The organism is Dyadobacter bucti, from assembly GCF_005869225.1.
Taxonomy (GTDB): domain Bacteria; phylum Bacteroidota; class Bacteroidia; order Cytophagales; family Spirosomataceae; genus Dyadobacter; species Dyadobacter bucti.
The window spans coordinates 286,905-313,130 of the sequence record NZ_SWFP01000010.1 but is presented as its reverse complement, the minus strand read 5'-3'; the positions used below and the strand labels follow the sequence as shown (position 1 = coordinate 313,130).

Genomic DNA, 26,226 nt, shown 5'->3' with positions numbered 1-26,226 from the left:
CACTTTGAAATTGGTTAGCAATATGATGTTACTTGTCCCACCATACGTGCGTTTTGTAATTATCAGCACCCTGGCGGGCCACCGACTCATTGTAATTGTCTGCATTTAAAACAGGCTCATCGTCGGGATAGCGCAGGCGCCGCGGATATGTGCCGCCGGTCTCATTGTCGGGATAGTTCACGGGAACCAGTTTGGGATATCCCGAGCGACGGACATTGGCAAACGATTCATAACCGTTCAGGAACGTAGCCACCCAGTATTCCGAATTGATCTGCTCAAATGCCTTTTCCTTGTCTGCAACGCCAACAAATGGAAATGCAGTGAGGTATGCAGTAATATCTGCATCCGGTATAGTGGCGGAAACATCATATTGCGCCAGCGTTTTCATAGCACCTGTTACCCCGTTGCGGTAAAACTGGGCAGCGTCCCCGGTGATCCAGCCCCTTACTGCTGCCTCTGCCAGCATAAACTGAACTTCTCCATAGGTAAGAAGCATTCTTGGGCCGTCGAGTTTGGCGAAAACGTCCCTGTTCACGCCAGAAAACTGGTGTTCCTGACCCGGTACATTAGGATCGTAACTCGGGCTGCTGGGCAGGGTAATGCGGTCCAGTCCGTTCGGCATCCCCTTTTGGACAGCCGGGTCGGTGTTTTTGGTAGCTACATTGGTGGGATCGGTATACACCGCAACCGTGTATTTCAGCCTTGGATCATTGTGGCTTTTCATATAGTCAAAAAACGTCTTGGCGATCTTTCCCGGGCTCCTTCCTGACACGGCTAATGTCCAGCTCTGACCGTTGGTCAGTACTTCCTGGGTACCGGCCTTGTCAGTTCCTTTGATAAAAAGATTGTCATCGACCGAAGAGAAAACACCGCCGGCATAAGCCTTTTTTACCCAGGCCTCGGCAGCCGCAGGGTCCACCTTGGACATGCGCATCCCGAGACGGAGCATCATTGAGTAGCCGAATCTTTTCCACTTCGCAATGTTACCCGCATAAACGATATCCGGTGAAGCAAAAACAGTCTGCCCTGCGTCCAGCTTCGCGGTAGCATCCTCCAGCTCCGACAGCATATTGGCATATATGTCTTTTTGGGCATCATACTTGGGTTTGTAGATCTGTTTGTAATAACCCTGGTTTGCCTCGAAGTAGGGGATATCACCATACATATCAGTCAAGCGGTGGAAAATGACCGTTTTCCAGATCCGCGCCATATGATACAGGTTGTGGTACTGAGGTTTGTCCTTGGCCAGCGTGATCACATCCTCGATGAGTTTGGAGGAGCCTGAAACGGCATTGTATGTAGCCTTCCAGAGTTGCTCGTTGTTCCCTTTGTGATACACATATTTATCCCCCTGAAAATCAAAAATCCCTACGTTGCTGAGCGAGGCCATGTGTTGTACAAACGGCTCGGCATAATTGAGGCTGTTGCTTTCATCTCCCTTGGCAGTGTTGTACTGGCCGGTTGTAAAAAGATAGGCGGGATTAAACCGGTCGGCGGTAACAGCATTAGGATCTTTGTTCAGTTCTTCAAAACCATTGTCGCAGGAAGCCAGCAATAAGAGGCCGCTGGCGAAGCATATATAAAATATCTTTTTCATCTCCATTAAATTTAACCTTTGCATGACTAGAATTTCAGATTTACGTTGAACCCGTAGCTCCTCGTCGGAGGTAAAGCAGTCGACTCTATTCCCTGGTCATTTCCTGCGGATATGTTCGTTTCAGGATCGAGGCCGGGCGTATGTTTCATCAGGATCTGAAGGTTTCTTCCCACCAGAGATACACTTGCGCCTTTCACAAAGCCGATCTTTTCATACAATGCTTTTGGCAGATTATAGGTCAGCGACACATAACGCAGTTTGATAAAACTGGCATCATAAATATAGTCGTCCAATGCATCTCTTCGTCTTACAATGATCGCCCGGTTGTTTACCCTGCTGGCCGAAACCAGCACCTTGTTTTCCTCTCCCTTTTCGGTAACACCCGGAAGTACTGCACCCGAGGCACGCCCGATCAGCGAATGCGGCGACATACCCCGGTGGTCGAGGCTGTAATTGGTCTCAGAGTAAATCTTGCCGCCAAACTTCCCGTCTACCTGAGCAGAAAGCGTGAAAGCCTTGTAAGAGAAGTTGTTGATAATCCCGGCAGTATACTTGTTGATCCCCGACCCGAAAGAAACCACGGACGCCGGAACAATAGGCAGACCGGTTGTATCAATGATGTCGCGGCCTTCTTCATTTCTGAGGATCGTACGTCCTACGATCTGCGAGTACTCCTGCCCTTCCACATGCTTGATAAATGCTTTGGTAGATGTGGCCAGGATCAGTTCTTTGGACGTATTTGATATTTTCATCACCTTGCTTTTGTTGTAGGCAACGTTCAGAGAAACATCCCAGCTGAAATTTTTGGTGGATACTGGTTTTACGGTTGCCAGGAATTCAATACCCCTGTTGCGGATTTCACCGACATTTACAGACACCCCGGAATAACCGGTGGTAGAAGAGATCGTTTCAACCGCAATATCATTGGTAGTCAGCTTATTGTAAGCCGCAATGTCAAAACTCAGTTTATTGTGGAACAACCGCAGGTCCAGACCTGCTTCAAACTCGTTCACGCTCAGTGGCCGCAGGCTGCTGTTCGGGACTGTAAACTGGTTGATGGTTCCGAGCGAGCGGCCATCATAGTTATACGGCAGCAAACCATAGGTCAGGTTCAGGAGATACGGATCTGTATCGCCGCCCACAGCCGCATAAGCCACGCGCAATTTACCAAAGCTGATAGCTTCCGGCATTTCAATCGCCTGTGAGAACACAAAGCTCACACCCGCCGACGGATAAAAGAAGTTATTCGATTTCGGGTTCAGCGTAGAAAACCAGTCGTTTCTTCCGGTCAGGTTCAGATACAGGTAGTTTCTGTAGCTCAGCTCTGCGGTAGCAAACACGGAATTGATCTTTTTATCATACGTAGCCGTCGTGGTATTCCTGGTGGATGTGTTGTTGATCACATGGAGCTGTGGCACCACAATCCCTGAACCCACGATGGTGGTCGTATACCGGTGCTGCGACATCAGGTTGCCGCCGAGGTTTACCGCCAGGTCAAAATCCTTGCTCAGACTTTTGTTCAGCCCGATCATACCTTCATAGTTACGTTCCCAGAAGTTTTGCTGCGTCTGGTCGATCTGTCCTCCGGGACGGTAACCAGTCCCTTCCGGAACGATCTTGTTGGTCATGAAACTGTAATAGTCCTGCCCCACTTTTCCCTGAACAAAAAGCCAGTCGAAAATATTGTAACGCAGGTTAACGGTGGATATAAACCTGTCCTTGCCAGTACGGTTTTTGATCCTGTTCAGGGTATAATAAGGGTTTGTAGCGTTCAAATCCGTTCCCAGGACTTTTTCCTTGAAGGTAGTTTCATCATAACCCGGCGACAGGGCGCTGGTAGGCATGTTGCTGTTGACATACAGAATAGTGCCCGCGCTGTTTCCCTGGTTGCCTGTAAATACATAGCGGTTATCCACACGCTCGTTGATGTAATCGACATTGGCCGAAAGCGTCAGGTTTTTGGAGATGTTCTGATTAAGGCCCAGGCTGATATTATCCCTTCTCATCGTCGCATTCGGAATGATACCTTTGTTGCGCATGTCGGTGATCCCCAGGCGAAAGCTGCCTTTCTCATTGCCTCCGGAGAAAGAAATGCTGTTACTGCTGGTATGTCCGGTTCCATAAAAATCTTCCAGTACCTGGTCTTTCACGTAAGAATAAGGTCTCTGAACCCCGTCGAGCTGAATGGTCGAACTTCCGTCATACAGCGCGCCCCAGTGGTTTTGTCCGTGGTTGGCAGCATCCTGCTGGCTCGCAGGCTTCACCCCGCCATAACCCTGACCGTATTCCTTTTGTAAGTCCCAGATAAAAAACGGGACTTCGAAAGTATTGTTGGTATTGAACTCAACACCCAGCCCCTTGTTGCCCTTCCCCGACTTGGTGGTGATCACGATCGCGCCGTTTTTGGCACGTGAACCATATAAGGCTGCCGCGGTGGCTCCCTTCAGTACGGTGATATCTTCAACGTCATCCGGGTTGATACTCGAAATATTATCTCCAAAGTCCGGGTTATCGCCTTTCGGACCGCCAAACTGCGTATTGTCCATCGGCAAACCATTGATGATATACAGTGGCTGGTTATTACCTGAAATAGAGGTATTCCCACGGATCGTAACCCGGCTGGAACCCGCAGGACCCGTAGCGGCCGGACTGATGTTAACCCCTGCCACTTTGCCGTTCAGCGAGTTGGCGAAGTTGGTTTCTCTCGTTTTGGTAAAATTATCCCCGGCTATTTTGGTTACCGAATAACCCAGAGATTTGGTTTCCCGCCGGATACCCAGTGCGGTAACCACCACTTCATCGAGCGCTTTGCTTTCTGTAACCAGCTTTATTTCCAGCGTTGTCCTGCTTCCTACCTGCACTTCCTGGGCGGTGTAACCTACGAAGGAAAATACCAGGACAGCGCCGGATGAAGGCACATCAATGGAGAAATTCCCCGATGCATCCGAAGAGGTACCCTGTTGCGTGCCTTTCAGCAGGATGCTTACGCCGGGAAGGGCATCGCCTTTCTCGTCCGTTACTTTCCCTTTGATGTTCTCAACCGCCTTGGACAGACTGCGCGTCAGCCTTACGTTCGTTGTTTTCATTTCCGGAACATTCGGAAAGGTGGGCATTTCTGCCTGGGCTGTGGCCGATAGGACTGCAATAGCAGCAAGTATGGTACACCGCTTGCAGAAAATCGCTAAGTGGGTACCATTGTCTGGTAATGTTTTCTCTTTCATGCAATGTAAATGGGTTTTGGAATAATCGTTACAGATTTTGAACAGAAATCCTACACGTAAATCTGGTATTTACTTTACGCCGGAAGCCTCATATCGTACTACGTTTATTTCTATTAAATGAAAATAAACTGCAAATTTTTTCAGACTAAGTTGAAAAGGGTATTTTACTGCGCCAGCGCTCCTTTTTGCATCGTGGTATCTTACCGCACCAGGCAGTTTTGCCCCCTGCCAAAAACAAAAAAATAGTCATGTCCGGAAGCGTACTAATTGTATAATTCAGAGTAAATATTTTACTAAAACAAAATCCCTGAACCTTTAAATTTTAAACAAAGTGAGTTATCCAATTTCGAGACGAACGTTTTTAGAACAGCTGACGCCAGCAGCGATCGGCCTGGCTGCCGGAGCCGGAGCGCTTACCTCCCATGCCGCCGACCACATGAAACCGGTTGAAAAGAAGTTTGTACCTGTAATGGTCACACCTTTCAAAAGCGATTTGAAAATTGATTATGACAAATTATCGCTGCTTACCGATTTTTATCTCGCTGCCGGCGCAAAAGGCTTTTTTGCCAATTGCCTCAGCAGCGAAATGTTTTTCATGAACGATCAGGAACGCATTGACCTGACACGGCACGTGGTGAACTACGTTGCCGGTAAGGTTCCGGTAGTATCCACGGGTTCATTTGGCGATACCATTGAAAACAAGGCGGTTTTTGCCAAACAAATCCAGGACACAGGTGCCAGCGGCGTTATTCTTATTACTGGCCATTTTGCAGCCGCCAGTGAAAGTGACACAGTTTTGCTGCAGAATTTGGAGAAATTCCTTTCCCTCACCGGCGACATGAAAGTGGGGACTTACGAATGCCCCGTGCCCTACAAACGGCTTATTTCACCGGCGGTATTCAAATCGCTCGTTTCCAACCGTCGTTTTATCTACCACAAAGACACCTCGGAAGACATTAAAAATATTGAGGTTAAATTGAAAATCGCTCAAGGCACACAATTGGAATTTTATAATGCACATACTGCCACCGCCGTGGAATCCCTCCGGAAAGGTGGCAGGGGAATGTCGCCGATATCCGGTAATTTCTATCCGGAAATCCACACCTGGCTCTGCAGGTATGCGGACGACCCTTCCAAATCAGCCGATGCGGCCTGGATTCAATCGGAGATCGCCCGCACAGAACCAGTCATTTCAAAGTATTACCCGCTTAGTTCAAAATACTTTTTGAAAAAAAGAGGATTACCCATAGAACTGGTAAGCAGGTCAAAAGCGAAATCGATCCCTGCAGAGCAGATGAAGGTACTTGACGATACATACAATGTTTTTCTGGGCTGGTGCGACAGGCTGGGTATCAAGGCAGTAAATGCCCGTCAGTAACCAGGATTCTGGGTCAGCACGGAACTCTTGTTGATCTCATCCTGCGGTACCGGCAGCAGGTACATGTGCTCAGGCAGGGCAAACTGAATGACCGGCGTAAAGGAATAAGTCTTTTTGCCTGCCGCCAGTGCAACATTCATTTTCATCAATGAAGTATTGGCCGGTACCTTCAGCTTCCACCGCCGCATATCGAAAAAACGGTGTTCTTCCAGATATAGCTCCACTCTCCGCTCATTCCGGATGCGCCCGAGCAATCCGGCACCGGTATCAGTGACGGGGGGCATCTGCACACTTTGCCGCGCTCTTACCTGGTTCAGAAAAAGTCGCGCGTTTGCCTCGTCGCCCAGCTGGTAAAGTGCCTCTGCATAGTTCAGAAGGATCTCCGCATAACGTGCGTAGGGCCAGTTGGGGCTCGATGAGTTGGTACTGCCCGGACCGTTGATCGCCTCGTTTACAAACTTCCGGGTGTAGTATCCGGTATAGCTCGCATTCCAGCCCTCGTTACCCTGGTTGGAGTCCGCGCCATTGGGCAGAAAGACTTCAATCTTACGTCCTTTCCAGGGTGCACCGTCGTACAATATGGTTTCATAATAACGGGGATCACGGTTTTCCCAGAACTTTTCGAGGCTGTATGTGGGGTCATCTTTCGGAAGCAGGCCATTTTTGGTTTCGTAGGCGTCTGCCTGCTCGTGTGTAGGCACTGTCACGGCATGCCCCCCGCTGCCATTCGGAAAAAAATATCTCTCGATGGTTTCCTGCCTGAGCACATCGTTATTCATTACTTTTTCCCAGATCATCTCACTGTTGAACGGCTCTGTGAATACTTTGCTGTATTGCGGATGCAGTGAATACAACTTCAGGTCGATAACCGCTCTTGCCGCATCAGCAGCTTTTTGCCATTTGACTTTATCATTTGCAGGATTATTCAGCGCGCTGGCGGCATACAATAATGCCCTCGATTTAATAGCCATACATGCCCCTTTTGTAATCCTGCCTTTATGCGCCGGTTCGTGGGTAAGGGGTAGCAATGCCGCAGCCTCATCCAGTTCCCTGACCACAAAATCCATGACTGCATCATAAGAACTTCTTTCAACTTTAAATTCATCGTCCAGCCCAAATACATTCTCCACCAGCGGAACACCTCCGAAAAATGATGCAAGCCGGAAATATGAAAACGCCCGCAGAAATTTCATCTCCCCGGTCATCCGGTTTACGCTTTTCTCATCAATCGATTTTAGAAGTTCAAGATTCTGCCCCTGCAGTTTGTCAAAAAAGATATTGGCCTTTGTGATGATCGTATAGTAGTGTCCCCAGGTCCAGTTGAGATGGCCAAGGTTGGACGGCGTGAGCTGTCCGCGCTGGATGAGGTGGGCGCCATCCCTTTCGCGCGCAAATGATTCATCGGATGTTACACTCAAAGAACTGTGGTTAGGCCAGCCTGTCCGCATGGTTGCATAAGTTTCATTCACAAATGCCTCGACCAAAGGCACATCTGTCCATACAACCAGATCAGAAACGGCATTCAGGGGCTCTTTCTCAAGAAAATCGTTGCATGATGACGATGACATCACCAGCAGGATGCCGGCAAAAAAATGAACCGGTCGGAAATTGATAATGCTTTTCATATCCGTTGTTTTATAAGGTAATGTTAAAGCCTGCATTGAAAATTCTGTTCTGGGGATAAAAAGACCCTCTGTCCGCATCTCCTTCAGGATCAAACCATTTTAGCTTATCCAGCGTAAAAATGTTGAAACCGTTGACATAAAACCGGACGCCGTTGAGGTGAATTTTCTTTAAAAGACCGGTCGGCAGCGCATATCCGATCTCCACAGTTTTGAGACGGATAAATGAAGCATCCTTCAGCCAGAACTCCGATGTAAGGGCACTAACCTGTGCCGCATCGTAAGTCAGGTTAGGGTATTTGGAATCCGGGTTTTCTGCACTGGGACGGTTATCGGCCATTTCCTGCAGTACATTACCGAACAGCCCCTGCGGAAACCAGTAATACCGCCATGCGTTACTCTGTCCCTGGAGTAATATACCCACGTCGAAACTCTTGTAGCCCAGTGAAATCTGAGTTCCGTAAATGATCTCCGGTGTACTCGATTTGTCCAGCCTCACCCGGTCCAGGTTATCGATTTTCCCGTCATCGTTCACATCTTTATACTGGAGATCATTGACGATCGTATTGGGCACATGAGCTGAGCCGTCAATGGCTTCCTGCGTCCGGTAAATGCCCAGCGGTATCAGGTAAAGACCACTGTTGATGTTGTACCCCGTCCGTCTCTGCCATTGCGGTACGTTTTCCGGTTCATCGATATCTATAACCTTGTTTCTCGCAAAAGACATATTGGGACGGATGCTGTAATTGAGTTGCCCGAAAGTTTTCCGGTGCGACAATTCAATTTCAAAACCTTTGTTCTCGACAATACCGATGTTTTCAAGTGGCAGCTTCAATCCTGTATAGATCGGGATCGAAGCGTCACGGGCTGTAAGGATATTGCTTCGCCTGGTCTTGAACACATCAAGTGTGACGCCCAGCAAGCCATTCCAGAGTTCAGCGTTCAAACCAAGGTTGGTGGTGTTGGCTACTTCCCATGTGATATTGGGGTTGGGCGCAACATTCTGGTTCAGGCCCTTATTGAGGCTTTTGGCATCTCCCAGAAAATACCCGTTCGTAAAGCTGTATGTTGACAAATACTGAAAAGGATCAATGGCATCATTACCCATTTTTCCCCACGAAAAGCGGAATTTCAGATGATCTACCACATCATTTTTCAGGAAGTCCTCGCTGGAAGCCAGCCAGCCCAGGGATATTCCGGGAAAAAGGCCCCAGCGTTTGTCTTTCGGAAATGCAGATGAACCGTCATAACGGACATTCAGATCGACGAGATACTTCCCTTTAAAATCGTAATTGATCCGGCCGAAGAAATTCTTTCGTGTGAATTCGAGTGCACTGCCGTCCGTCAGCTGATTGGTTTCTCCCCCGGCATAGAGCTGGTCTATTGCCGTCGAAATAAATCCCCGCCGCTGGGCAGAAAAATAATTGGACCGCGTGTCCGCCAGCTCCATGGCCACAAACGAGTTGATTCTATGGTTGTTAAATCCCCTGACATATTTCAGTTTAAGGTGGCCTATCAGGTTCGATCTGTAATTGAGGCGCTCGGTCAGCTGCGGCTGGCTAAAAAACCTGGCAGGATTTTGCTGATAGGTATTGGTCTGGGCATTGTAGGAATAAACCGAATATGGTTTGTTGAATTCCTTGATCTGTTCACTGTTCTTGTCATAAGCTACAAAACCGTCCACTCCCAGGCCGATCACTTTTTCAATATTCAGGTCGAAAGAAAGCCTGGTCTGATAAATATCGGTTTTTGACTTTCTGTAACCCGCTTTATCCGAAGCCATAACAGTTGGATTATCCCCTCTTTCCACACCGTCGCCAGGCAGGCCGTTAGGGTAAAAATCGACCAGATAAGGATAATTCCGCCACATTGCTTTCACAATATCTGCGGTTGATACTCCCGGGAAAGTCCGGTTTTGCTCTTGCAAAGAAAGGTCCAGCGAAACTTTCAGGTTCGAACTGATCGACGCATCGATGTTGGAGCGGCCGCCAAGCACGTTGTAATTGTTGATGCCATTTTTAAATATACCTTCCTGATTGGCGTAGTTGCCTGACACAAAATATTTAACGATCTCGTTTCCTCCCCGGACCGACAGGCTGTGCCGGCTCTGGGTACTTACATTTTTCAACGTGGCTTTGGCCCAGTCCGTATTGGGGTAATTCAGCGGATCGGAACCGTCACGGAATTTCTGGATCTGATCCGGCGTATACCGGATATTTTGTCCCTGCGCCTGCAACTGATCATTCTGAAACCGCGCCAATGTTTCGGAATCCGCATAGTCCGGCACCCGGGTAAGTGTGGTGATCCCCTGGTTAAAACTGTAGTTGATCGAAGGTTTCCCGGAACTTCCCCTTTTGGTGGTAATAATAATGACACCATTCGCTGCACGCGCCCCATAAATAGACGCGGAAGCATCTTTCAAGATAGAAATGCTCTCCACATCCCTAGGATCGATCTGATCGAAACCCTCCCGGCCAGGTACCCCGTCGATCACGATGAGCGGCGCAGTGGAACCCAGTGTACTTTTCCCGCGGATCAGCAACTGGGCCACATCATTGCCCGGCTCGCCCGAACGGTTCAGCGCCTGAAGGCCCGGTAAACGCCCGGCAAAGGAATTGGAAAGATTCACCGCCGGGTTCTGTTCAAGTGTTTTTCCCTGCACCGTGACGATTGAACCCGTGACGGTCTTTTTTTCCTGCGCCCCATACCCTACCACCACCACCTCTCCCAGTGATTTTACATCCGGGCTCAGCTCAACATCTATTTCAGATCTGCCGCTTACCTTAACATACTCTGTTAAAAAACCTACGTAACTGAAGACCAGCTCCGCGTCTTTCGGAACCCTGATCGAGTACTGCCCGTCAGTGTCCGTGATCGCAGCATTGTTCGTTCCTTTTTCCAGGATATTTACGCCCGGCAAGCCTCCGTCGCTGGAAGTAACTTTACCGGTTACAGTGTTGGTCTGTGCGCTGGCCAGACCTGCGGAAATCGCCTGCAGAAGCAGGGCATACAGCAAATAAGTGCTTGCTTTCTTTGCTGAAGCAATCGGATTAATGTAACACTTTTGCATAGTTGAATTGGTTTGTGAATAGTTTTTCTTGACATAATTCAATTCAAAAATTAAAATAGAGATCCTGTTTGTGACGAATGACCGTCACAACCGGGCGAAAGCAAAAAATCTGGTCATAACAACCCCGGGTACACTTTCACGCAGCTACGGATGAAAGTGCACCGGAGGCAAAATTGGGATACTTAAAAAAGTCTCTTCGGGAGGGGGAATTTAATTTTTCAGGATGCGTAAATAATCCTGGTATGCGCTATTAATGTCGGTTTTGGCGCCTTTGGGTTTGCAATAGATCAGCACACCGTAACCCAGGTGAAATTGTTCTCCCTTTTTGACGGTCAATGCACTTTTTTCGCCTTGTTTCATAGCCTCCCGGCCAAAAGCATTCGCAGCCATCAGGCCATAGTCGCGGGTATGGAACCAGCTTTGACGGAAATTTGCGGGATCGGGCATGATCGTCACACCCACATTTTTATCGTCCACCAAACCGCTGTAATCGACCCAGTTGGACGCTTTACCCCAGGTTCCTTCTCCTTCTTTCAGGCCCTCGGCATTGGTAATATGCCCTTTTCCATACTGCACCGAAAATTTGGTATTAACCCGCACGCCGAGCCCCATTTCCTCCTGATCGCCAAAAACAAAATCGCCGGTTTCCGAAGAAAACGTGCTGTTTGTCAATAACAAAGTCCCCGCCGGCCTTACCAGGATCGTGTATTTGACCAGCTCGGCAAGTACCCTGTCCTTTCCATCGGCACTCATATAGTAGTTTCTGACCGTAAAAGATCCGGCGCCCGGGCCACCTTTCGGCTGCTCTACAAACATTTCGTGCTCCACTCTGGATTTGAGCCTCCAGTAATCGTTCCCGCTGATATCGCCGAAACTATGCCATATTCCAGGATGAAACGTCGCATGGTCTTTGGGATCGCCTTCCTGGGGCGGGTAATTGCGCGTTACCTGGATCCCGCAGGAGGATTTGACATGTGCAAAATACGGCCTGCTGATCTTCTCGTCCTCGTAAACGTAGCTTGCAAACGGTTTTCCACCTATGGAGATCATCAATTCCCCCGGTTTTTGTTCAAAAGTAACGGATGGCTGGCCGGAGGTTTTCTTAGCATCCTGCGCAACAACCTGCTGATTTACAACAACAAACAGAATAGCACATGTACAGGCAAGCCTTTTTAAAAGGTTATTCAGGATCGTTTTTTTATTCATAATGTCAAGAGTTTAAGTTTAGTGATCTTCAGGTATTGTTATCCTTTATAAGGAAGCTCGTAGCCTTTTCTGTATTCCCGGCCCAGCAGGGCAGTCGCCTTTGCGTCGAATCCTGGGCATTTAACAGTCGCTTTGATCGGGTCGTACTCAATCGAAGACGCTCCCAGGCGGGTAACGATGTTGGCAAGAAATGCCATATTGGTCGCTATGGCCCCTTTTTCGATCGGCGCATTCAGCTTGGCGGGATTATTCTCCCTTACTGCGGTAAGGAAATTCGCCATAATGGGTTCTACCTCATGGGGCGATTCAATTTTAATCTGTTCTTTACCTTTCGTTACCACCACCCCGGCCCTGCCAAACTCCATCTTGCCGTCGGTACCATAGGCAACATTGCCATTGTCATGTCCTTCCAGGTTATAGGGTGTCCAGAGCCGCATTTCCCAGATGATCTGGGTATCGTCATACTCAAAAATGGTCGTCTGGGTATCAGGTGTCTGGTGGTCGTCATTGTAATAATACTGTCCTCCCGACGAAATAATCCGCTTCGGATACCTGTCTCCCAGTGCCCAGACCGCCACATCGATCTGATGCACACCGTCGTTGGCCGCGTCCCCGTTTCCATATTCCCAAAACCACCTCCAGTTGTAATGCCAGCGGTTTTTGGTAAAAGGCACTTTCGGCGCGGGGCCAAGCCACAAATCATAATCCACACCTTCCGGGACCGGCTCAGCCTGCGCCCGACCAATGGCTTCACGATGCTGATGATCAATGGCTTTGATGGTATGCACTTTGCCGATGATACCGTTCTGAAGTTGTTTCATTCCTTCGATGTGCGCGCCGTTGCTGCGGCGCTGGGTTCCGTGCTGCACACATTTGTTAAAAGCTTTTGCAGCTTTCACCAGCAGATTTGTTTCACGGATATTATGGCTGCAGGGTTTTTCCACATACACATGCTTTCCTGCCATGAGCGCGGCCAGTGCGATAGGCGTATGCCAATGGTCGGGAGAGGCGATGGACACCGTATCGATTGACTTGTCTTTCAGCAACTCCCGGAAATCAGCATATTTCTTGATCTTGTCCGCATTCGGCAGATCCTTTACAGCCTTTGCGAGCTGCTGCGGGTCCACATCACAGAGCGCAACCAGGTCGCAGCCTTTGATGCTACTTAATGTCTTGACATGGTTCCGTCCCATGCCGCCCGTACCAATGACCGCATGCCTGATCTGGTCGCTCGGAGGTGTCTGCGCCCACGCACTCTTAGCTATATACGGCGCCGCAATCGCCCCGATCCCGGCAGACTTGATAAAGCTGCGACGGGTAAGCTCCGGGGAGGTCGTCTTTTCTGAATTTGTTTTCATTGGATCTTATTTTTTGCAATGGATTATTTTATATACTGTCGATTGATGTACAAGAGGCTAGACTATTACTTTCATTTCAAACTCCGCCCGTTTGTATAATCCCAGATTGAACCGGGCCATACATAACTTCCAGGCTTTAAAGTCAGGAAGATATCGTTTCTCTCCGAGGTCCGCATCCGTATGGATCCGGGTCCAAGCTCGTTAACAGGGTAAAAACGGGTATAATGCAACCGCTGGATGATCGAATACGAAGTCGATCCGCCCTCAATGATCAGTTCGTCAATTTTTGTCGCACGCATAACATTTTCCACGACCCCGGCTATCAATTCCCTGATCTTTACAGAAAGATCGGATACTTCGTCCCTGCATGCAATGGTATCAATAGCCATGATCACCTTATTCCTGCTCCGGATGCAGTCCACAATGTCAGTTGTCCATTGTTCGATGAGATCTTTGTCTCCGCCGTCCTTACAGAATAATTTCTCCGGCATATAAATGACACCCTGCCCTGCCTCCCGGGCGGCTTTGACAAGGGCACGGCTGTTGATAAAGGCACTTCCGCATACATACAATGCTTTCTCGCCCAGTTGCAAAGGATTGGAATATTCTTTTTCCGAACCCTGAATGCCTTTCAGGATAGCATCAAAAAATCCGGACCCTCCCGCTGGAATTGTACGCGCATCAATTTTCCCGGCCCATTTCTTCAGGTCACCGGTATCTGAAGTATTGCCGATGGCCAGTCCTTTTTCAGGCAGATCGTCCGCGGTGGAAATTACCGAAGTATCAGCGTGTGTACTTTTGCCGATCAGGTCCAGCACCTCGGAAGACGTCCTTTTATTGGCCTGTCCGTTTGTAAAATCGAATTCGTTCAACGGTACGCCGTCATAGTAATAAGTGCCGTTCCGGATCGTCCGCTTCAGTGCAGGATTCGCCGGGATCAGCAGTGCACGGTCTTTTCCCGATACATCCATTTGCGCCAGCAGCTCTTCGGCGACATTTCCCCTTAGTATGGAATCAATTTTTTTATATATAAAATCCGGGCGGAGGTCCAGAAGGTCACAGGTGATCTTTTTGATCAGAACCGCGGCTCGCCCCGGATCCTGCGATCGCGTATCCGTGGCTATGATCAGAATGTCCGTTTTTACGTCCCTGTTCACTTTTGTATCAATCACAACCTGAAAACCGTTGCGTATGGCTACGCCGCCAATTTCCGCTGCACCCGTAAAATCATCTGCAATGACTGCTATCATGCGTAAAAAAGCTTAAATCCTGTTATTATGAAGCTTAACGGCATACTCAATCGCCAATACCATGGCGTCGGGACTGGCAATTCCCTTTCCTGCAATTTCCATAGCCGTCCCGTGGTCCACCGACGTCCTGATGATCGGCAGCCCCAACGTGATATTCACTCCTTTGACACTGTTCATTTTTTGAGTCTTGTTATCCCAGGTGAACCCAACCATCTTGAAAGGGATATGTCCCTGATCGTGATACATGACCACACAGCCGTCGTAGCTCCCTCCTATTGCTTTCGGGAAAAGCGTATCCCCTGGAATGGGGCCGTCGACCTGGTAACCACGGCTGAGCGCTTCTTCGATAGCCGGGATGATCTCCGTTTTTTCTTCCCATCCGAAAATCCCCCCGTCACCTGCATGAGGATTTAAACCGGACACTGCAATTCTGGGATTGTCGGTACCGAGCTGCCTGCAAGCCTGGTGCATGAGCTCAATCGTGTCCAGAATACGGTCCTTTTTGACAAGATCACAAGCCTCTCTCAGTGAAACATGGGTGGAAACGTGGATCACACGGAGGTCATTTTCAACCAGCAGCATTGCGTACTTTTTGGTACCGGTATAATGCGCGTAGATTTCTGTATGCCCTGAAAACCGGTGCCCGGCCATGTGGATCGATTCTTTGTTGATAGGCCCCGTAACCGTTCCGTCGATCTCGCCTTTCATCGCCAGGTTAATGGTCTCCACCACTGTTTTGAACGCTACGTCGCCAGCCATTGCCGACATTTCCCCTTTTTTGAGCTCTTCGAAATCGACATTTTCAAGATCATACACATCTATCTGTCCAAAAAGGAACCGGCCTTCGCCCACAGTTTTGACCGGGTTCACTTTGAGGTCCAGGCCACAAAATCCGATGGCATCTGCAATCACCCTGGCATCGCCAACTAGCAGCGGGCGACAGGAATTGTATATTTCTTTGTTGGCAAAAGCTTTCACGGCAACCTCCGGCCCTATGCTTGCCGGGTCGCCCATGGTGATGCCTAAAATCGGTCTCGGATCATTCATGCTAATTCAATACTGTTTATTTGGGTCAGATCACCGAACTGAGTTATTGTTAAATTTCTGATAGCCTGTTCTTCGGCAGGCGTCACCGGATACAATGGCGGGACCATGTACGTCTGGCATAAACCATAGGCAGCCATCATAGCCTTCAATACCGGAAGTGCCTGGCTCAGCAGCCTGCCTTTTTGATAGATCTCCGAAATACCGTCTGCTTTTTGCTGCGCGCTTTCGCCGGCCGCCATATTGTTTTCGGCCGCTGCTTTGCAAATAGCATCATAAACCCCGGGCGCTATATTTCCTGTGCTGGGAATAATCCCGTCGGCACCCAGTTTCATGGCATGTTGCGACTGTGCTGCCCACCCCGTCAGAAAAGAAAAATCTGTCCGGTTTTTCCAAAGGGATATACAGGTTTCCAGTCTTTCCACACTTCTTTCCGAGTCTTTAAAACCGGCGATATTGGGGTGCCGGCTCAATTCGTCAACTACTTCAACAGGTATGGATAAATGCGTCGTGCCCGGAATATTATAGATGATCAGCGGTGCGGGGATTTGGTCGGCCAGCATTGTAAAATAGCGCAGCATCTGTTCGGAACCGGCAGGATAATAACTGGGCATTGTCGCCACAAACACGTCGGCACCGAGGTCGTGGTAGTGTCTGGCATCCTCAATGGAATCCATGATCGAGTTGCCTGAAATACCCGCATAAACCACACTTTGGCCCGCCGCCGCCTTTACTGCAGTCTCTACCAGCGTTTTCTTTTCCGCCCGCCCGATCGACGCCGACTCTCCGGTAGTCCCCAAAATAAAAGGTGATGCCCCATGGCTGACAACATGGTTTACAAGCCGCTCAGCAGACGCTACATCAATCGTAAAATCGGCCCGGACAGGCGTGACCATCGGAACGACGACACTACTAAATTTTTTCTTCATATTCCTGTATTTCTGCGTTAAAAGCCCGGGTGTATATCGTTTCCGCATCACTGAGGCTTATTTCACGCGGATTGTTTTTCAGTAAACGTTGGATTTGCATCGCATTGGCGGCCAATTTTTCCACCGCCGCAAAAGGGATATCCATTTCTCCGAGACTGGTCGGAAGCCCGCACTTTTTGATCAGACCTTTAATGATCCTGACAGCCGATCTGGCAATGTCTTTCTGAGAACCAGTCTCCTGGCTTCCCAGCGCCACCGCCACCGCCGCATAACGATCGGGAGCAGTATCCAGATTAAACTCCATCACATAAGGCAGCAGTAATGCCACTGACAAACCATGTGAAATGTGGAAATCCGTACTGAGCGGGTATGCCAGCGCGTGTACCGCGGCAGTATTTACCGGTCCCAGGCACATGCCTCCGTACATGCTTCCCAGCGCCACTTTTGCCCGTGCCTCTTCATCTTCGCCATTTTGATAGGCTCTCAGTAAATACGTCCCGATCAGTTTCACGCCCTCCAGCGCAAACAGGTCTGCAACCGGATGCGCGTGCTTGTTCGTATATGCTTCCATACAGTGCGCCAGGGCGTCTATGCCAGTCGCGGCAGTTACGGACGGAGGCACGGAGACGGTCAATGCGGGATCAACGTATGCAGCGTCGGGGACAAGCTCCGGACTGATCACCCCTACTTTCGCACCTTTTGAATTTACAAAAATGGCATTGGGCGAAACCTCACTGCCGGTACCTGATGTAGTAGGAATACAGGCCAGAAAAGTACCCCGTTTCTTTGTAAAACCATTATCTAGCACGTCGTCGACTGTCTGGCCGCTATATAGCTGGGCAGCGACCAGTTTGGCCGTATCCATTACACTTCCTCCTCCTATTCCCGCCACACTGTCGGCACGAAAAGCAGCTGCTTCCAGAACAAGCCTTTCAAAATCGTCAAATGTTGGCTCACCTGCTATGCTTGTGTTGATACAAATCCTTATCCCGGCTAATTCAAGCTGTTTCAGTTGGCTGTCCAGGCTGTCTGCCACCTGCGGAATGGTGACCAGGTACAATCTCTGATGTGGGGTTTTGAGATAATCATTCACAAACTGATCGAGGCTACCGGCCCCAAAAACCACTTTTCCCGGATTTAGTAATTGAATCCTGTTCATGCTACTCACGCTTTTATGCTAATGTAATCGTTTACATTTATGTTCAAAAAAATAGTCGTTCCTCCTGTTATGCCATTTTAAGCTTGTATCCGCACGAATTCCGGACAATGAGCTCTGTTTTGAGCACAATACTGACATACGGTCTCGCCGGGTCAGCGATGCGCTGATGCAGAAGCTCAATGGTAATCCTGCCGATTTCAAAGCCTGACTGACGTACAGCGGTCAGCGGCGGGTTCAGGGACATGGACCAGTACATATCATCAAAACCGACAATGGCCACTTGTTCCGGGATCTTAAGTCCCCTGGTATGAATGGTTTCCAAAGCACCCAGGGTGAGCAGATTGTTGGAAGTAAAGATCGCACTGGGCGGATTGGGTATGTCGAGCAGCCGGGCCGAAAGTTCGACACCGCTTTGATGGTCCGAATTCCTGCCAATAACAATTTCCCTGTCAATGGGGATACCGTATTTGTTAAGCGCCGCCTCGTACCCCGAAATCCTCTCCATTGTTGTGGGGATCAATGCGTTACCGGATATGTGCGCGATACGGGTATGCCCGACTTTGATGAGGTGTTCGACCGCATTAAACGCCCCCTGGAAATTATCCACCTTCACTACGTCCAGGTCCACATTGGCAAGGCCTCTGTCGATACAAACCACTGCATAACCCTCTTCGACCAGCTCCTTGACATAGTCGTTCATACCCGGGAACGGCGCTACGATAAACGCATCCACCGATTCGGATTTCAGTATTTCAATATAAAATTTCTGCCGTTCTTCATTCTGGGAGAAGTTGCCGATCACAATTGCAAAATTCCTTGCATAGGCATACTGTTCGATGCCTCGTATAATATCTACGTAAAAAGGGTTCTGAATATCAGGGATGAGAAGACCTATGAGTTTGCTGGCTCCGCGCGTAGTCCGTAGACGCTGGGCAACCCTGTTGGGCCGGTAGCCAAGCTGCTTGATCACCTTCTGCACCCGCAGCTCAGTCTCGCCTTTCACGACCGTCTTGGAATTGATCACCCGCGACACAGTTGCAGTAGACACACCTGCCTTGTCTGCTACTTCTTTCAGGCTAACACCCTTCTGATTTGCCATGGACGATTTATTCAATGTAAACGATTGCAACAATATTAGACGGAAATATTTTAATTAAAAAATAAAATCTTATTTTTTCTGTCATTTATACCAATCAACTACGCTCCTTTTTGATTTAAGCGTGGTATATTCTGAATATTTTATGTAAAATATTTTGTTAATTATGTAAACGTTTACATTTTTACATCCCATAATACCAAAATAACCACCCTGGCCCCATCCTGATCCCTTAACCTTCATTATTCTGTATGAGCTCACCGTTACATGTGCTGGATTACTGCATCATTCTTGCGTTCCTGATCGTAAGCCTTGCTTTTGGGCTGGTATTCGCGAAAAGCCAGAAAACCACCCAGAATTATTTTCTGGCCAAGGGTAAAATACCTTCCTGGGCACTGGGCATTTCCCTGCTCGCAACGCTGATTAGCAGCGTTACGTTTCTGGCTTACCCAGGTACAGGCTTTTCTTCCAACTGGATCCTGCTGGTGCAGGGATTAATGGTGCCGGTAGTACTTCTGGTGGTGATCTGGTTTATTGTTCCGCTTTTCAGAAAGGTCATCAATCTGAGCACGTACGAATATTTCGAGAGGCGGTTTGGTCCGTTTGCCCGTTATTACAGTTCAATCGCTTTCGTCCTCAGGCAGTTTTCCGGAATGGGCACGGTGTTTTTTCTCCTGGCAATTTCTCTCGAAAAAATGACCAACATCGACACCGTTACCATAATCCTGGTGGTAGGTTCGATCATTATTTTCATCAATCTGATGGGCGGCATAGAGGCAGTTATCTGGCTGGATGTATTTCAGGGTTTTATGCTTTTTGCCAGCGGGATTATATGCATCAGTGCACTGTTGTTTTCGGTAGAAGGAGGCCCGGCGGCTGTCTGGGAAATTGCGTCAGAAAACGGACGGACCGGTTTTGGGCCTTACGAATGGGACCTGACCAAACTGACTTTCGTCGTGATGGCGATCAACGGCGCCTTTTATGCTATACAAAAATATGCTACCGACCAGACCGTAGTCCAACGCTATCTGACCGCCAAAACCGACAAATCTGCAATTAATGCGTCGCTGTTGGGCATTTTGCTGACAGTACCGGTCTGGACACTTTTTATGCTGATCGGTACGGCTCTGTTTGTTTTTTATAAACAAAATCCCCTGCCGTCCGATCTGCGTGCCGATGCCGTTTTTCCCTATTTTATCATGACACAATTGCCAACCGGCGTCGTGGGACTGATCCTCTCGGCCATGATATCGGCGGCCATATGCAGCCTCAGCGCGGACTTGAATTCACTGGCAGCCGTGGGCGTGGAGGATTACTACAAGAAAATCAGTCCAGGAAAAACCGACAAACAATACCTTCTTGCGTCCAAGGTGATCGTCGTTTTATCAGGGTTGATCTCGGTCGGCATTGCAATGCTTTACCTCAACGCCGGGGACGAAGGAGTACTCGGCATCGTTTTTACGTTGTATGCCATTTTCTCAGGCGGGATCGTCGGCATATTTCTGCTAGGATTGTTCAGTTCGAGGGCCAATAACCAGGGTATTAACATCGCGATTGTCACCTGCATTATTTTCACGGCCTACGCTTTCCTGACCTCCACCCCTATCGGGATCGGGGAAAACAAAAAGCTGCTGCTGGATCTGGGTGCGCTCAATTTCACGCATCACAAGCTGATGCTGGGCGTTTACAGTCACCTGATCGTGATCGGCGTCGGCTATGCCGCCAGCCTGTTTTTTCCAAAACCTGAGCTGGATCAAAGGCTGCTTTACAAAGGCTGGCGTGAAATCCGCAGGGCTACGGAACGGCTGATTGAATCCACACCTTGAAAACGGTCCTTTTCACCAACCCATAAAAACCATCCCGGCACCGCATACGAAAATGGTAAATCCGGCCAGGGCGTGCATGTATTTTTCCATCCAGCCGGTCCGGAACATGGCTATTCCGTTGAGGCCCAACACGACCATGAAAAGCATGGTAGCCAGGGTAACAATCGTGTATATGACGATCATGAGCACCATGGCAGACCAGGAATGCTGCGCGGCTGGAAAATACAGCAGGGGGATCATCGGCTCGCAGGGACCGAGCAGAAATATGATGAACATGACCCAGGGCGTCACTTTGTGCTTTTCACCACCGCGAACCGCACTGCCGTGCCGGTGTTCGTACACATACATTTCGCCTTCGTCGCCCATATCAAAATGTTTGTGCGCCTTGTCCCGAAAAGCATTGGTTAGCCCCCAGATGCCATATAATATACCAAAACCGAGCAGCATCCAGCCCGCTATGCCGCCACGAACGCCTTCCAGAAATTCGACCTTGCTCAGCGACCAGCCGATGGCCGCGCCACCCAATGCCAGCAAAACCGAACTCCACACATGCCCGCAGCCGCAGATAACGGTCCACCAGATGGTCTTCGAAAAATTCCATCCCCTTGCTTTGGATAAGGCAATAAAAGGCACATAATGGTCGGGGCCGCTGAATGTGTGCAGACAGGCAATGGTAATGGTCGCTGTCAGCAGAACCTGTAATTCGGTAAGCATAAGTTATTTTCCGTTATCAATAGATCTGAAACTATCTTTAAACATTCGATCAGTTGCTCTGATTTGTTCCCCAATATCCGCATCTGAATCCCTGACGCAGGTCCTTTTGTGATACCAAAAATGATGTCCGTCTGTGTTTCCAGCAGTTCGCAGGCCGCGCTGATCGTGGCTTCGGAAGCCGTTTCTCCTCCATGGAAAATCAGTCCTGCCTGATGCGTAAATCCTTCCAGCATACCCATGCCGTGTAAATTTCCAGCTTCGGGTTTCAGCAGGACATTTTCCTTAATAATCAATTTATTATTCAAAAAAACTTCCGTTTTGGAATGATACTTTGAAAACCTGAAAAGTTCGCCGTTCAGCTTTCGGCCGCAGGTGATGACCTCTCCCCAGATCAGGGTGGCTCCTGCGGAAAGGAATATTTTATTATATGCATTGAAAATTGAGTTTTCCTGTGGCACGCACGGATGTGGCAAATAAACAAATGAAGCCCCTTTCCCCACATGCACTTCCATTTCCTGTCTCGCCCCGTCAACCATGCTGAACAGCCTTTGATAAGATTGGGTATGCAGCTGCAAGTGGCAATCGTCCTCCACTTCGACCTTGATATGGTACCGGTCGCCGTCCAGTATACCGGGCGAGGAGCTCATCTGCATGATGTGCAGAAACGGGTCTCGGCGGTTTTCGGTCACATCGGCGAGTTTGAAAGGGGGCGAAAAAAACATTTTTTTCGGAAAAGTATTTTCTCCCCGGCGCGCTGCCTGTATGTGCAGGGACGCGATCATCGGAGCAGGGCCGGCTCTTCGGTTTCTTCCAGTACCGCATATTTTTTGATCCAGCCGATCACCTGGTCCAGGCCCTGCAGGCTCATCAGATTGGTAAAAACAAAAGGCCGGCCGTTCCGCATCTTGCGCGAATCGCGCTCCATTACTTCCAGGTTTGCGTGGACATAAGGAGCAAGGTCAATTTTATTGATCACCAGCAGATCGCTCCTGGTGATGCCGGGGCCGCCTTTCCGCGGGATTTTATCACCTTCCGCCACGTCGATCACGAAAATGCTGACGTCCGCCAGGTCCGGACTGAAAGTGGCGGAAAGATTATCGCCCCCGCTTTCTATAAAAATGATCTCGATATCCGGAAACCTGCGCGCCATTTCGTCCACAGCTTCCAGGTTCATACTTGCATCCTCGCGAATGGCCGTGTGAGGGCACCCGCCGGTTTCCACACCAATGATCCGGTCCTCGGGAAGCAGGCTGTTTTGTGTCAAAAAAGCTGCGTCTTCTTTGGTATAAATATCATTGGTGATCACCCCGACGCTGTATTCCTGCGCCATGTGCCGCGTCAGTCTTTCAATCAGGGCAGTTTTTCCGGAGCCAACAGGCCCTGCCACACCGATCTTGATATAATTTCTTTCCATGGTTTTTTCAGTTTATTAAAGCCTGGTTATGACATATACAAGCGCGAATACAGGTTTTCGTGCTGGACTGCGCGGATATCAAATCCCGGGCAGCACAAGCCCAGCAGGTCCGGGTCGGGGTCAATGGTATCGTCTGCCAACTGACTGAGAAGGGGCTGGAGGGAAAATAACAGTTCCTGCCCGTCCTGCTGGCCGAGCGGTACCAGCTTTACGCAGTTGGTGACAAAACCCACACATGCATTGTAATAAAAGCCGGTCAGCATTTCCTTTTTGGCGATCCCCAGCACCTGCGCGTACAACCCGAATGCAATGGCATAATGCCCGAAAACATCGCCATTCCTGGTATCTTCCTGGTATTTACCCGAAAATGAATGCTTGCACAACGGCTGAAAAACCTTCATCAAACGGATACCCAGTTTCTGGCTTGCCTCTCTTATTTCCCGGGGCATTTTGAGCGCGGTACATTCTTCGTCAAGCCTTTGCAATGCGCCATGATCAAGATCCTGCGCCGCATTGTAGGCCAATGAAGCAAAGGCTGCATCTCCGTATTTTAAATTTTGCGAAAGCATCTGATTAATAAAATGCCTGGCTGTAACGACATTTTTCACTCCGCCTTGCTGCACATATGTTTCCAGCCCCGACGAATGCGCGTACCCTCCTATCGGCAAAGTAGGGTCGCTCAGCTGCAACAAACTCAACAGGTGCGTAGACATAGGCTCGGTCAGGTGGTCAGCTGCATGATTTTGGAAAACAAACTTGTATTTTCCTGGTCGGCATGCGGTGAAACGGTTGTTTTCAACGGATGCAGCAGTTTCCGCTGCGCCCGCGAAACCTGGTATCCCTGTGCGGTAAGCTGCCGGAACAGCGGTGCTTCGTAAGGCACCAGAAAATCCCCTTCATCCCAGAAAAGCGGCGCATGTTTGTTGCCGATTTCATAACAAAGCGAAGCAGTTTCAAACATATTCCCGGTTTTAATAACCATGCAGTCGCAAGGCATTATTTCCACCGCCACGACCACGAACTCATTTTGAAACAGAATATCATCCTGCAAAATCTCCGCCGATTCGGTCAGGAATTTCAGGGCTATCTCCTGGCCTGCCCGGCTTTTTTTCCGCAAGATCCGTTTTCTGGTTTCAAACCATTCCAGTTCCAGCCAGTCTATATGCCTGCCTTTCAGATCGTAAAGGCTGAGATTGCCGAGTTTTTCTTTGATGATCATTGCAAAAAACTGCGTTCATTTTTAAAATAAAAAATAACGTTGAGCTAATGGGGCTACTGCGATCGGCTCACAGGTAATATGTTCACCATCCACCCTGACCTGGTAATTTTCAGGGTTTACGTCTATCTGAGGCGTCGCGTCATTGTGTATCAGGTCCTTCTTGGAAATATTCCGGCAATTTTTCACCGGCAGGATCATTTTTTGCAAACCGTATTGCTGCACTACATTCCTGTCCAGTGAAAGCTGGGAAACAAAAGTTGCGCACGTATTGAAAAGCGCTTTTCCGAAAGCGCCGAACATGTGCCTGTAAATCACGGGCTGAGGCGTGGGTATGGATGCATTGGGGTCGCCCATTCTGCTGCCGATGATCATACCTCCTTTGATGATCATTTCCGGTTTTACGCCGAAAAACGCTGGTTTCCACAAAATGATATCCGCCATTTTTTCCGGTTCCACGGAGCCTACATAATCAGAAATTCCGTGTGTGATGGCGGGGTTGATCGTGTATTTGGCCACATACCTTTTGGCCCTGAAATTATCATTTCCATTGGCGCGGTCCTCTTCCAGCGGGCCTCTCTGTTTTTTCATTTTATCTGCCGTCTGCCAGGTCCTGATGATCACCTCGCTCACCCGCCCCATAGCCTGCGAGTCGGAGCTCATCATGCTGAAAACACCCATATCGTGCAGGATATCCTCCGCCGCGATCGTTTCCGGTCTGATCCTGGAATCGGCAAAAGCTACATCCTCGGGAACCGATTTGTTCAGATGGTGGCATACCATGAGCATGTCCAGGTGTTCATCAATGGTATTGACCGTAAATGGGCGGGTCGGATTGGTGGACGAGGGCAGAATATGCGGGTACATGGCCGCCTTGATAATGTCAGGCGCATGCCCGCCACCGGCCCCTTCGGTATGATAGGTATGGATCACCCGGCCGTCAATCGCCGCCATCGTGCTTTCCAGAAAACCCGATTCATTCAGCGTGTCTGTATGTATAGCGATTTGAATGTCATGTTTATCAGCCATTTTCAGCGAGGCATCGATCACCGCCGGGGTCGCGCCCCAGTCTTCGTGGATCTTTAAACCGATCACGCCTGCCTCGATCTGCTCTTCCAGCGGTGCCAGCGTGGCGCAGTTTCCTTTTCCCAGAAAACCCAGGTTCATCGGAAATGCTTCTGCTGCTTCAAGCATCTTGCGGATGTTCCAGGCACCGGGCGTTACGGTGGTGGCATTGGTGCCGTCAGCCGGGCCTGTCCCGCCGCCGAGCATGGTAGTAATGCCGCTGAAAAGCGCGTGATCGATCTGCTGCGGGCAAATGAAATGAATGTGTGTATCAATTCCGCCGGCGGTCGCGATCAGTCCCGCGCCGCTGTGTACTTCCGTGGAAGCGCCTATGACCATGTTGGCGTCGACGCCGTCGGTGGTATCCGGGTTACCGGCTTTTCCGACACCGACGATCTTACCGTTTTTGATGCCGATATCTCCTTTTACAATGCCCCAATGGTCGATCACTACCGCGCCGGTGATCACAAAATCGAGCACACCTTCGTCCCGTGTGGCGGTAGCCGACTGCGCCATGCCGTCGCGGATGGTTTTGCCGCCGCCGAATTTGGATTCTTCCCCATAACCTTCCGCACTGCCGACCGACAAGTCTTTTTCGATTTCAATAACAATGTTCGTGTCCCCCAGCCGGACTTTGTCGCCGGTGGTGGGGCCGTACATATTTGCATACCTGATCCGGTTGATCCTCACGCTCATCTTTCAGTGTCTTTAAAGTTTCCGGAATGTGCCTTTTCGAGGGCCATGGCTTTCATTTTGTCCAGATCACCGTCCACGAGATTGTTGAACCCGGCAATCTTTTTTGATCCGCCGAATTCCACCAGCGTCACATTTTTTTCTTCTCCCGGCTCAAACCGCACTGCCGTTCCCGATGCAATGTTGAGCCGCATGCCATACGCTTTTTCGCGATGGAACAAAAGCAGCCGGTTTACCTCAAAAAAATGAAAATGGGAGCCGATCTGAACCGGCCGGTCGCCTGTGTTGACCACCGTCATGGAATCTGTGCGTTTTCCGACGTTGATCACAATGTCATCTTCCGGCAAAAAATATTCTCCTGGTATCAT

At 49.4% G+C, this 26,226-nt stretch carries 20 protein-coding genes; 2 read left to right on the top strand and 18 right to left on the bottom strand.

Features of this window, described 5'->3' with window-relative positions; all coding sequences use genetic code 11:
* Nucleotides 1-28 precede the first annotated feature (28 nt).
* A complete protein-coding gene (locus FBF61_RS28625; protein WP_166444628.1) occupies nucleotides 29-1,597 on the bottom strand; it encodes a SusD/RagB family nutrient-binding outer membrane lipoprotein in 1,569 nt (522 codons plus the stop codon).
* A 26-nt stretch (nucleotides 1,598-1,623) separates the two neighbouring features.
* Complete coding sequence (locus FBF61_RS28620) at nucleotides 1,624-4,818, bottom strand: SusC/RagA family TonB-linked outer membrane protein (protein WP_138483938.1); 3,195 nt, start codon at nucleotides 4,816-4,818, stop codon at nucleotides 1,624-1,626.
* Between the two features lie 331 nt (nucleotides 4,819-5,149).
* Here FBF61_RS28620 and FBF61_RS28615 point away from each other — a divergent pair, with 331 nt between their 5' ends.
* The gene (locus FBF61_RS28615; protein WP_205748328.1) at nucleotides 5,150-6,196 is read left to right on the top strand and encodes a dihydrodipicolinate synthase family protein; all 1,047 of its coding nucleotides are present in this window, start codon (nucleotides 5,150-5,152) and stop codon (nucleotides 6,194-6,196) included.
* On the opposite strand, the gene FBF61_RS28610 is transcribed toward FBF61_RS28615, so the two are convergent.
* From FBF61_RS28610 to FBF61_RS28570, 9 genes are all read right to left on the bottom strand, one after another.
* Entirely contained in the window at nucleotides 6,190-7,821 is a 1,632-nt protein-coding gene (locus FBF61_RS28610) for a RagB/SusD family nutrient uptake outer membrane protein (RefSeq protein ID WP_166444627.1), read from the bottom strand. The genes FBF61_RS28615 and FBF61_RS28610 overlap by 7 nt on opposite strands.
* 10 nt (nucleotides 7,822-7,831) lie before the next feature.
* Nucleotides 7,832-10,888, bottom strand: coding sequence for a SusC/RagA family TonB-linked outer membrane protein (locus FBF61_RS28605; RefSeq protein WP_138483934.1), 3,057 nt, complete (start codon nucleotides 10,886-10,888; stop codon nucleotides 7,832-7,834).
* Nucleotides 10,889-11,098: 210 nt separating this feature from the next.
* Nucleotides 11,099-12,094 carry a DUF6807 family protein gene (locus FBF61_RS28600; protein WP_138483932.1) on the bottom strand — a complete coding sequence of 332 codons (996 nt, stop codon included), beginning with the start codon at nucleotides 12,092-12,094 and terminating at the stop codon, nucleotides 11,099-11,101.
* Between the two features lie 38 nt (nucleotides 12,095-12,132).
* Nucleotides 12,133-13,452, bottom strand: coding sequence for a Gfo/Idh/MocA family protein (locus tag FBF61_RS28595; RefSeq protein WP_138483930.1), 1,320 nt, complete (start codon nucleotides 13,450-13,452; stop codon nucleotides 12,133-12,135).
* A 71-nt stretch (nucleotides 13,453-13,523) separates the two neighbouring features.
* On the bottom strand, nucleotides 13,524-14,702 hold the full coding sequence (locus FBF61_RS28590; protein WP_138483928.1) for a four-carbon acid sugar kinase family protein: 1,179 nt from the start codon (nucleotides 14,700-14,702) through the stop codon (nucleotides 13,524-13,526).
* A gap of 12 nt (nucleotides 14,703-14,714) precedes the next feature.
* Nucleotides 14,715-15,749, bottom strand: coding sequence for a 4-hydroxythreonine-4-phosphate dehydrogenase PdxA (gene pdxA, locus FBF61_RS28585; protein WP_229215267.1), 1,035 nt, complete (start codon nucleotides 15,747-15,749; stop codon nucleotides 14,715-14,717).
* Nucleotides 15,746-16,675 carry a dihydrodipicolinate synthase family protein gene (locus tag FBF61_RS28580; RefSeq protein ID WP_166444626.1) on the bottom strand — a complete coding sequence of 310 codons (930 nt, stop codon included), beginning with the start codon at nucleotides 16,673-16,675 and terminating at the stop codon, nucleotides 15,746-15,748. Before FBF61_RS28580 ends, pdxA begins: the two co-directional genes overlap by 4 nt.
* Nucleotides 16,659-17,834 (bottom strand): iron-containing alcohol dehydrogenase, encoded by a 1,176-nt coding sequence (locus FBF61_RS28575; protein WP_138483924.1) that lies wholly within the window; start codon nucleotides 17,832-17,834, stop codon nucleotides 16,659-16,661. Before FBF61_RS28575 ends, FBF61_RS28580 begins: the two co-directional genes overlap by 17 nt.
* Nucleotides 17,835-17,901: 67 nt before the next feature.
* A complete protein-coding gene (locus tag FBF61_RS28570) occupies nucleotides 17,902-18,933 on the bottom strand; it encodes a LacI family DNA-binding transcriptional regulator (RefSeq protein WP_138483922.1) in 1,032 nt (343 codons plus the stop codon).
* A gap of 248 nt (nucleotides 18,934-19,181) precedes the next feature.
* On the opposite strand from FBF61_RS28570, the gene FBF61_RS28565 reads away from it, so the two are divergent.
* Nucleotides 19,182-20,756, top strand: coding sequence for a sodium:solute symporter family protein (locus FBF61_RS28565; protein ID WP_138483920.1), 1,575 nt, complete (start codon nucleotides 19,182-19,184; stop codon nucleotides 20,754-20,756).
* A 12-nt stretch (nucleotides 20,757-20,768) separates the two neighbouring features.
* Here FBF61_RS28565 and FBF61_RS28560 read toward each other — a convergent pair whose 3' ends face one another.
* From FBF61_RS28560 to ureB, 7 genes are read right to left on the bottom strand one after another with little or no spacing between them, the layout of a single operon-like run.
* Nucleotides 20,769-21,470, bottom strand: a complete 702-nt coding sequence (locus tag FBF61_RS28560; RefSeq protein ID WP_138483918.1) for a hypothetical protein — start codon at nucleotides 21,468-21,470, stop codon at nucleotides 20,769-20,771.
* Nucleotides 21,443-22,252 (bottom strand): urease accessory protein UreD, encoded by an 810-nt coding sequence (locus tag FBF61_RS28555; RefSeq protein WP_138483916.1) that lies wholly within the window; start codon nucleotides 22,250-22,252, stop codon nucleotides 21,443-21,445. The genes FBF61_RS28560 and FBF61_RS28555 overlap by 28 nt, the downstream gene beginning before the upstream one ends.
* Nucleotides 22,249-22,884 carry an urease accessory protein UreG gene (gene ureG, locus FBF61_RS28550; RefSeq protein ID WP_138483914.1) on the bottom strand — a complete coding sequence of 212 codons (636 nt, stop codon included), beginning with the start codon at nucleotides 22,882-22,884 and terminating at the stop codon, nucleotides 22,249-22,251. The genes FBF61_RS28555 and ureG overlap by 4 nt, the downstream gene beginning before the upstream one ends.
* 26 nt (nucleotides 22,885-22,910) lie before the next feature.
* Nucleotides 22,911-23,597, bottom strand: a complete 687-nt coding sequence (locus FBF61_RS28545) for an urease accessory protein UreF (RefSeq protein ID WP_138483912.1) — start codon at nucleotides 23,595-23,597, stop codon at nucleotides 22,911-22,913.
* 8 nt (nucleotides 23,598-23,605) lie between these two features.
* Complete coding sequence (gene ureE, locus FBF61_RS28540) at nucleotides 23,606-24,103, bottom strand: urease accessory protein UreE (protein WP_138483910.1); 498 nt, start codon at nucleotides 24,101-24,103, stop codon at nucleotides 23,606-23,608.
* Between the two features lie 21 nt (nucleotides 24,104-24,124).
* Entirely contained in the window at nucleotides 24,125-25,861 is a 1,737-nt protein-coding gene (gene ureC / locus FBF61_RS28535; RefSeq protein WP_138483908.1) for an urease subunit alpha, read from the bottom strand.
* Nucleotides 25,858-26,226, bottom strand: coding sequence for an urease subunit beta (gene ureB / locus FBF61_RS28530; RefSeq protein ID WP_138483906.1), 369 nt, complete (start codon nucleotides 26,224-26,226; stop codon nucleotides 25,858-25,860). Before ureB ends, ureC begins: the two co-directional genes overlap by 4 nt.

Excerpts from the sequence above, each read along its gene's own strand:
- ureG (WP_138483914.1), bottom strand. The coding sequence starts at position 22,884 with ATGGAAAGAAATTATATCAAGATCGGTGTGGCAGGGCCTGTTGGCTCC.
- FBF61_RS28555 (WP_138483916.1), bottom strand. The coding sequence starts at position 22,252 with ATGATCGCGTCCCTGCACATACAGGCAGCGCGCCGGGGAGAAAATACT.
- FBF61_RS28545 (WP_138483912.1), bottom strand. The coding sequence starts at position 23,597 with ATGTCTACGCACCTGTTGAGTTTGTTGCAGCTGAGCGACCCTACTTTG.
- FBF61_RS28560 (WP_138483918.1), bottom strand. The coding sequence starts at position 21,470 with ATGCTTACCGAATTACAGGTTCTGCTGACAGCGACCATTACCATTGCC.
- FBF61_RS28605 (WP_138483934.1), bottom strand. The coding sequence starts at position 10,888 with ATGCAAAAGTGTTACATTAATCCGATTGCTTCAGCAAAGAAAGCAAGC.
- FBF61_RS28625 (WP_166444628.1), bottom strand. The coding sequence starts at position 1,597 with ATGAAAAAGATATTTTATATATGCTTCGCCAGCGGCCTCTTATTGCTG.
- FBF61_RS28600 (WP_138483932.1), bottom strand. The coding sequence starts at position 12,094 with ATGAATAAAAAAACGATCCTGAATAACCTTTTAAAAAGGCTTGCCTGT.
- pdxA (WP_229215267.1), bottom strand. The coding sequence starts at position 15,749 with ATGAATGATCCGAGACCGATTTTAGGCATCACCATGGGCGACCCGGCA.
- FBF61_RS28575 (WP_138483924.1), bottom strand. The coding sequence starts at position 17,834 with ATGAACAGGATTCAATTACTAAATCCGGGAAAAGTGGTTTTTGGGGCC.
- FBF61_RS28590 (WP_138483928.1), bottom strand. The coding sequence starts at position 14,702 with ATGATAGCAGTCATTGCAGATGATTTTACGGGTGCAGCGGAAATTGGC.
- ureB (WP_138483906.1), bottom strand. The coding sequence starts at position 26,226 with ATGATACCAGGAGAATATTTTTTGCCGGAAGATGACATTGTGATCAAC.
- FBF61_RS28620 (WP_138483938.1), bottom strand. The coding sequence starts at position 4,818 with ATGAAAGAGAAAACATTACCAGACAATGGTACCCACTTAGCGATTTTC.
- FBF61_RS28610 (WP_166444627.1), bottom strand. The coding sequence starts at position 7,821 with ATGAAAAGCATTATCAATTTCCGACCGGTTCATTTTTTTGCCGGCATC.
- ureC (WP_138483908.1), bottom strand. The coding sequence starts at position 25,861 with ATGAGCGTGAGGATCAACCGGATCAGGTATGCAAATATGTACGGCCCC.
- FBF61_RS28570 (WP_138483922.1), bottom strand. The coding sequence starts at position 18,933 with ATGGCAAATCAGAAGGGTGTTAGCCTGAAAGAAGTAGCAGACAAGGCA.
- FBF61_RS28595 (WP_138483930.1), bottom strand. The coding sequence starts at position 13,452 with ATGAAAACAAATTCAGAAAAGACGACCTCCCCGGAGCTTACCCGTCGC.
- FBF61_RS28580 (WP_166444626.1), bottom strand. The coding sequence starts at position 16,675 with ATGAAGAAAAAATTTAGTAGTGTCGTCGTTCCGATGGTCACGCCTGTC.
- ureE (WP_138483910.1), bottom strand. The coding sequence starts at position 24,103 with ATGATCATCAAAGAAAAACTCGGCAATCTCAGCCTTTACGATCTGAAA.
- FBF61_RS28565 (WP_138483920.1), top strand. The coding sequence starts at position 19,182 with ATGAGCTCACCGTTACATGTGCTGGATTACTGCATCATTCTTGCGTTC.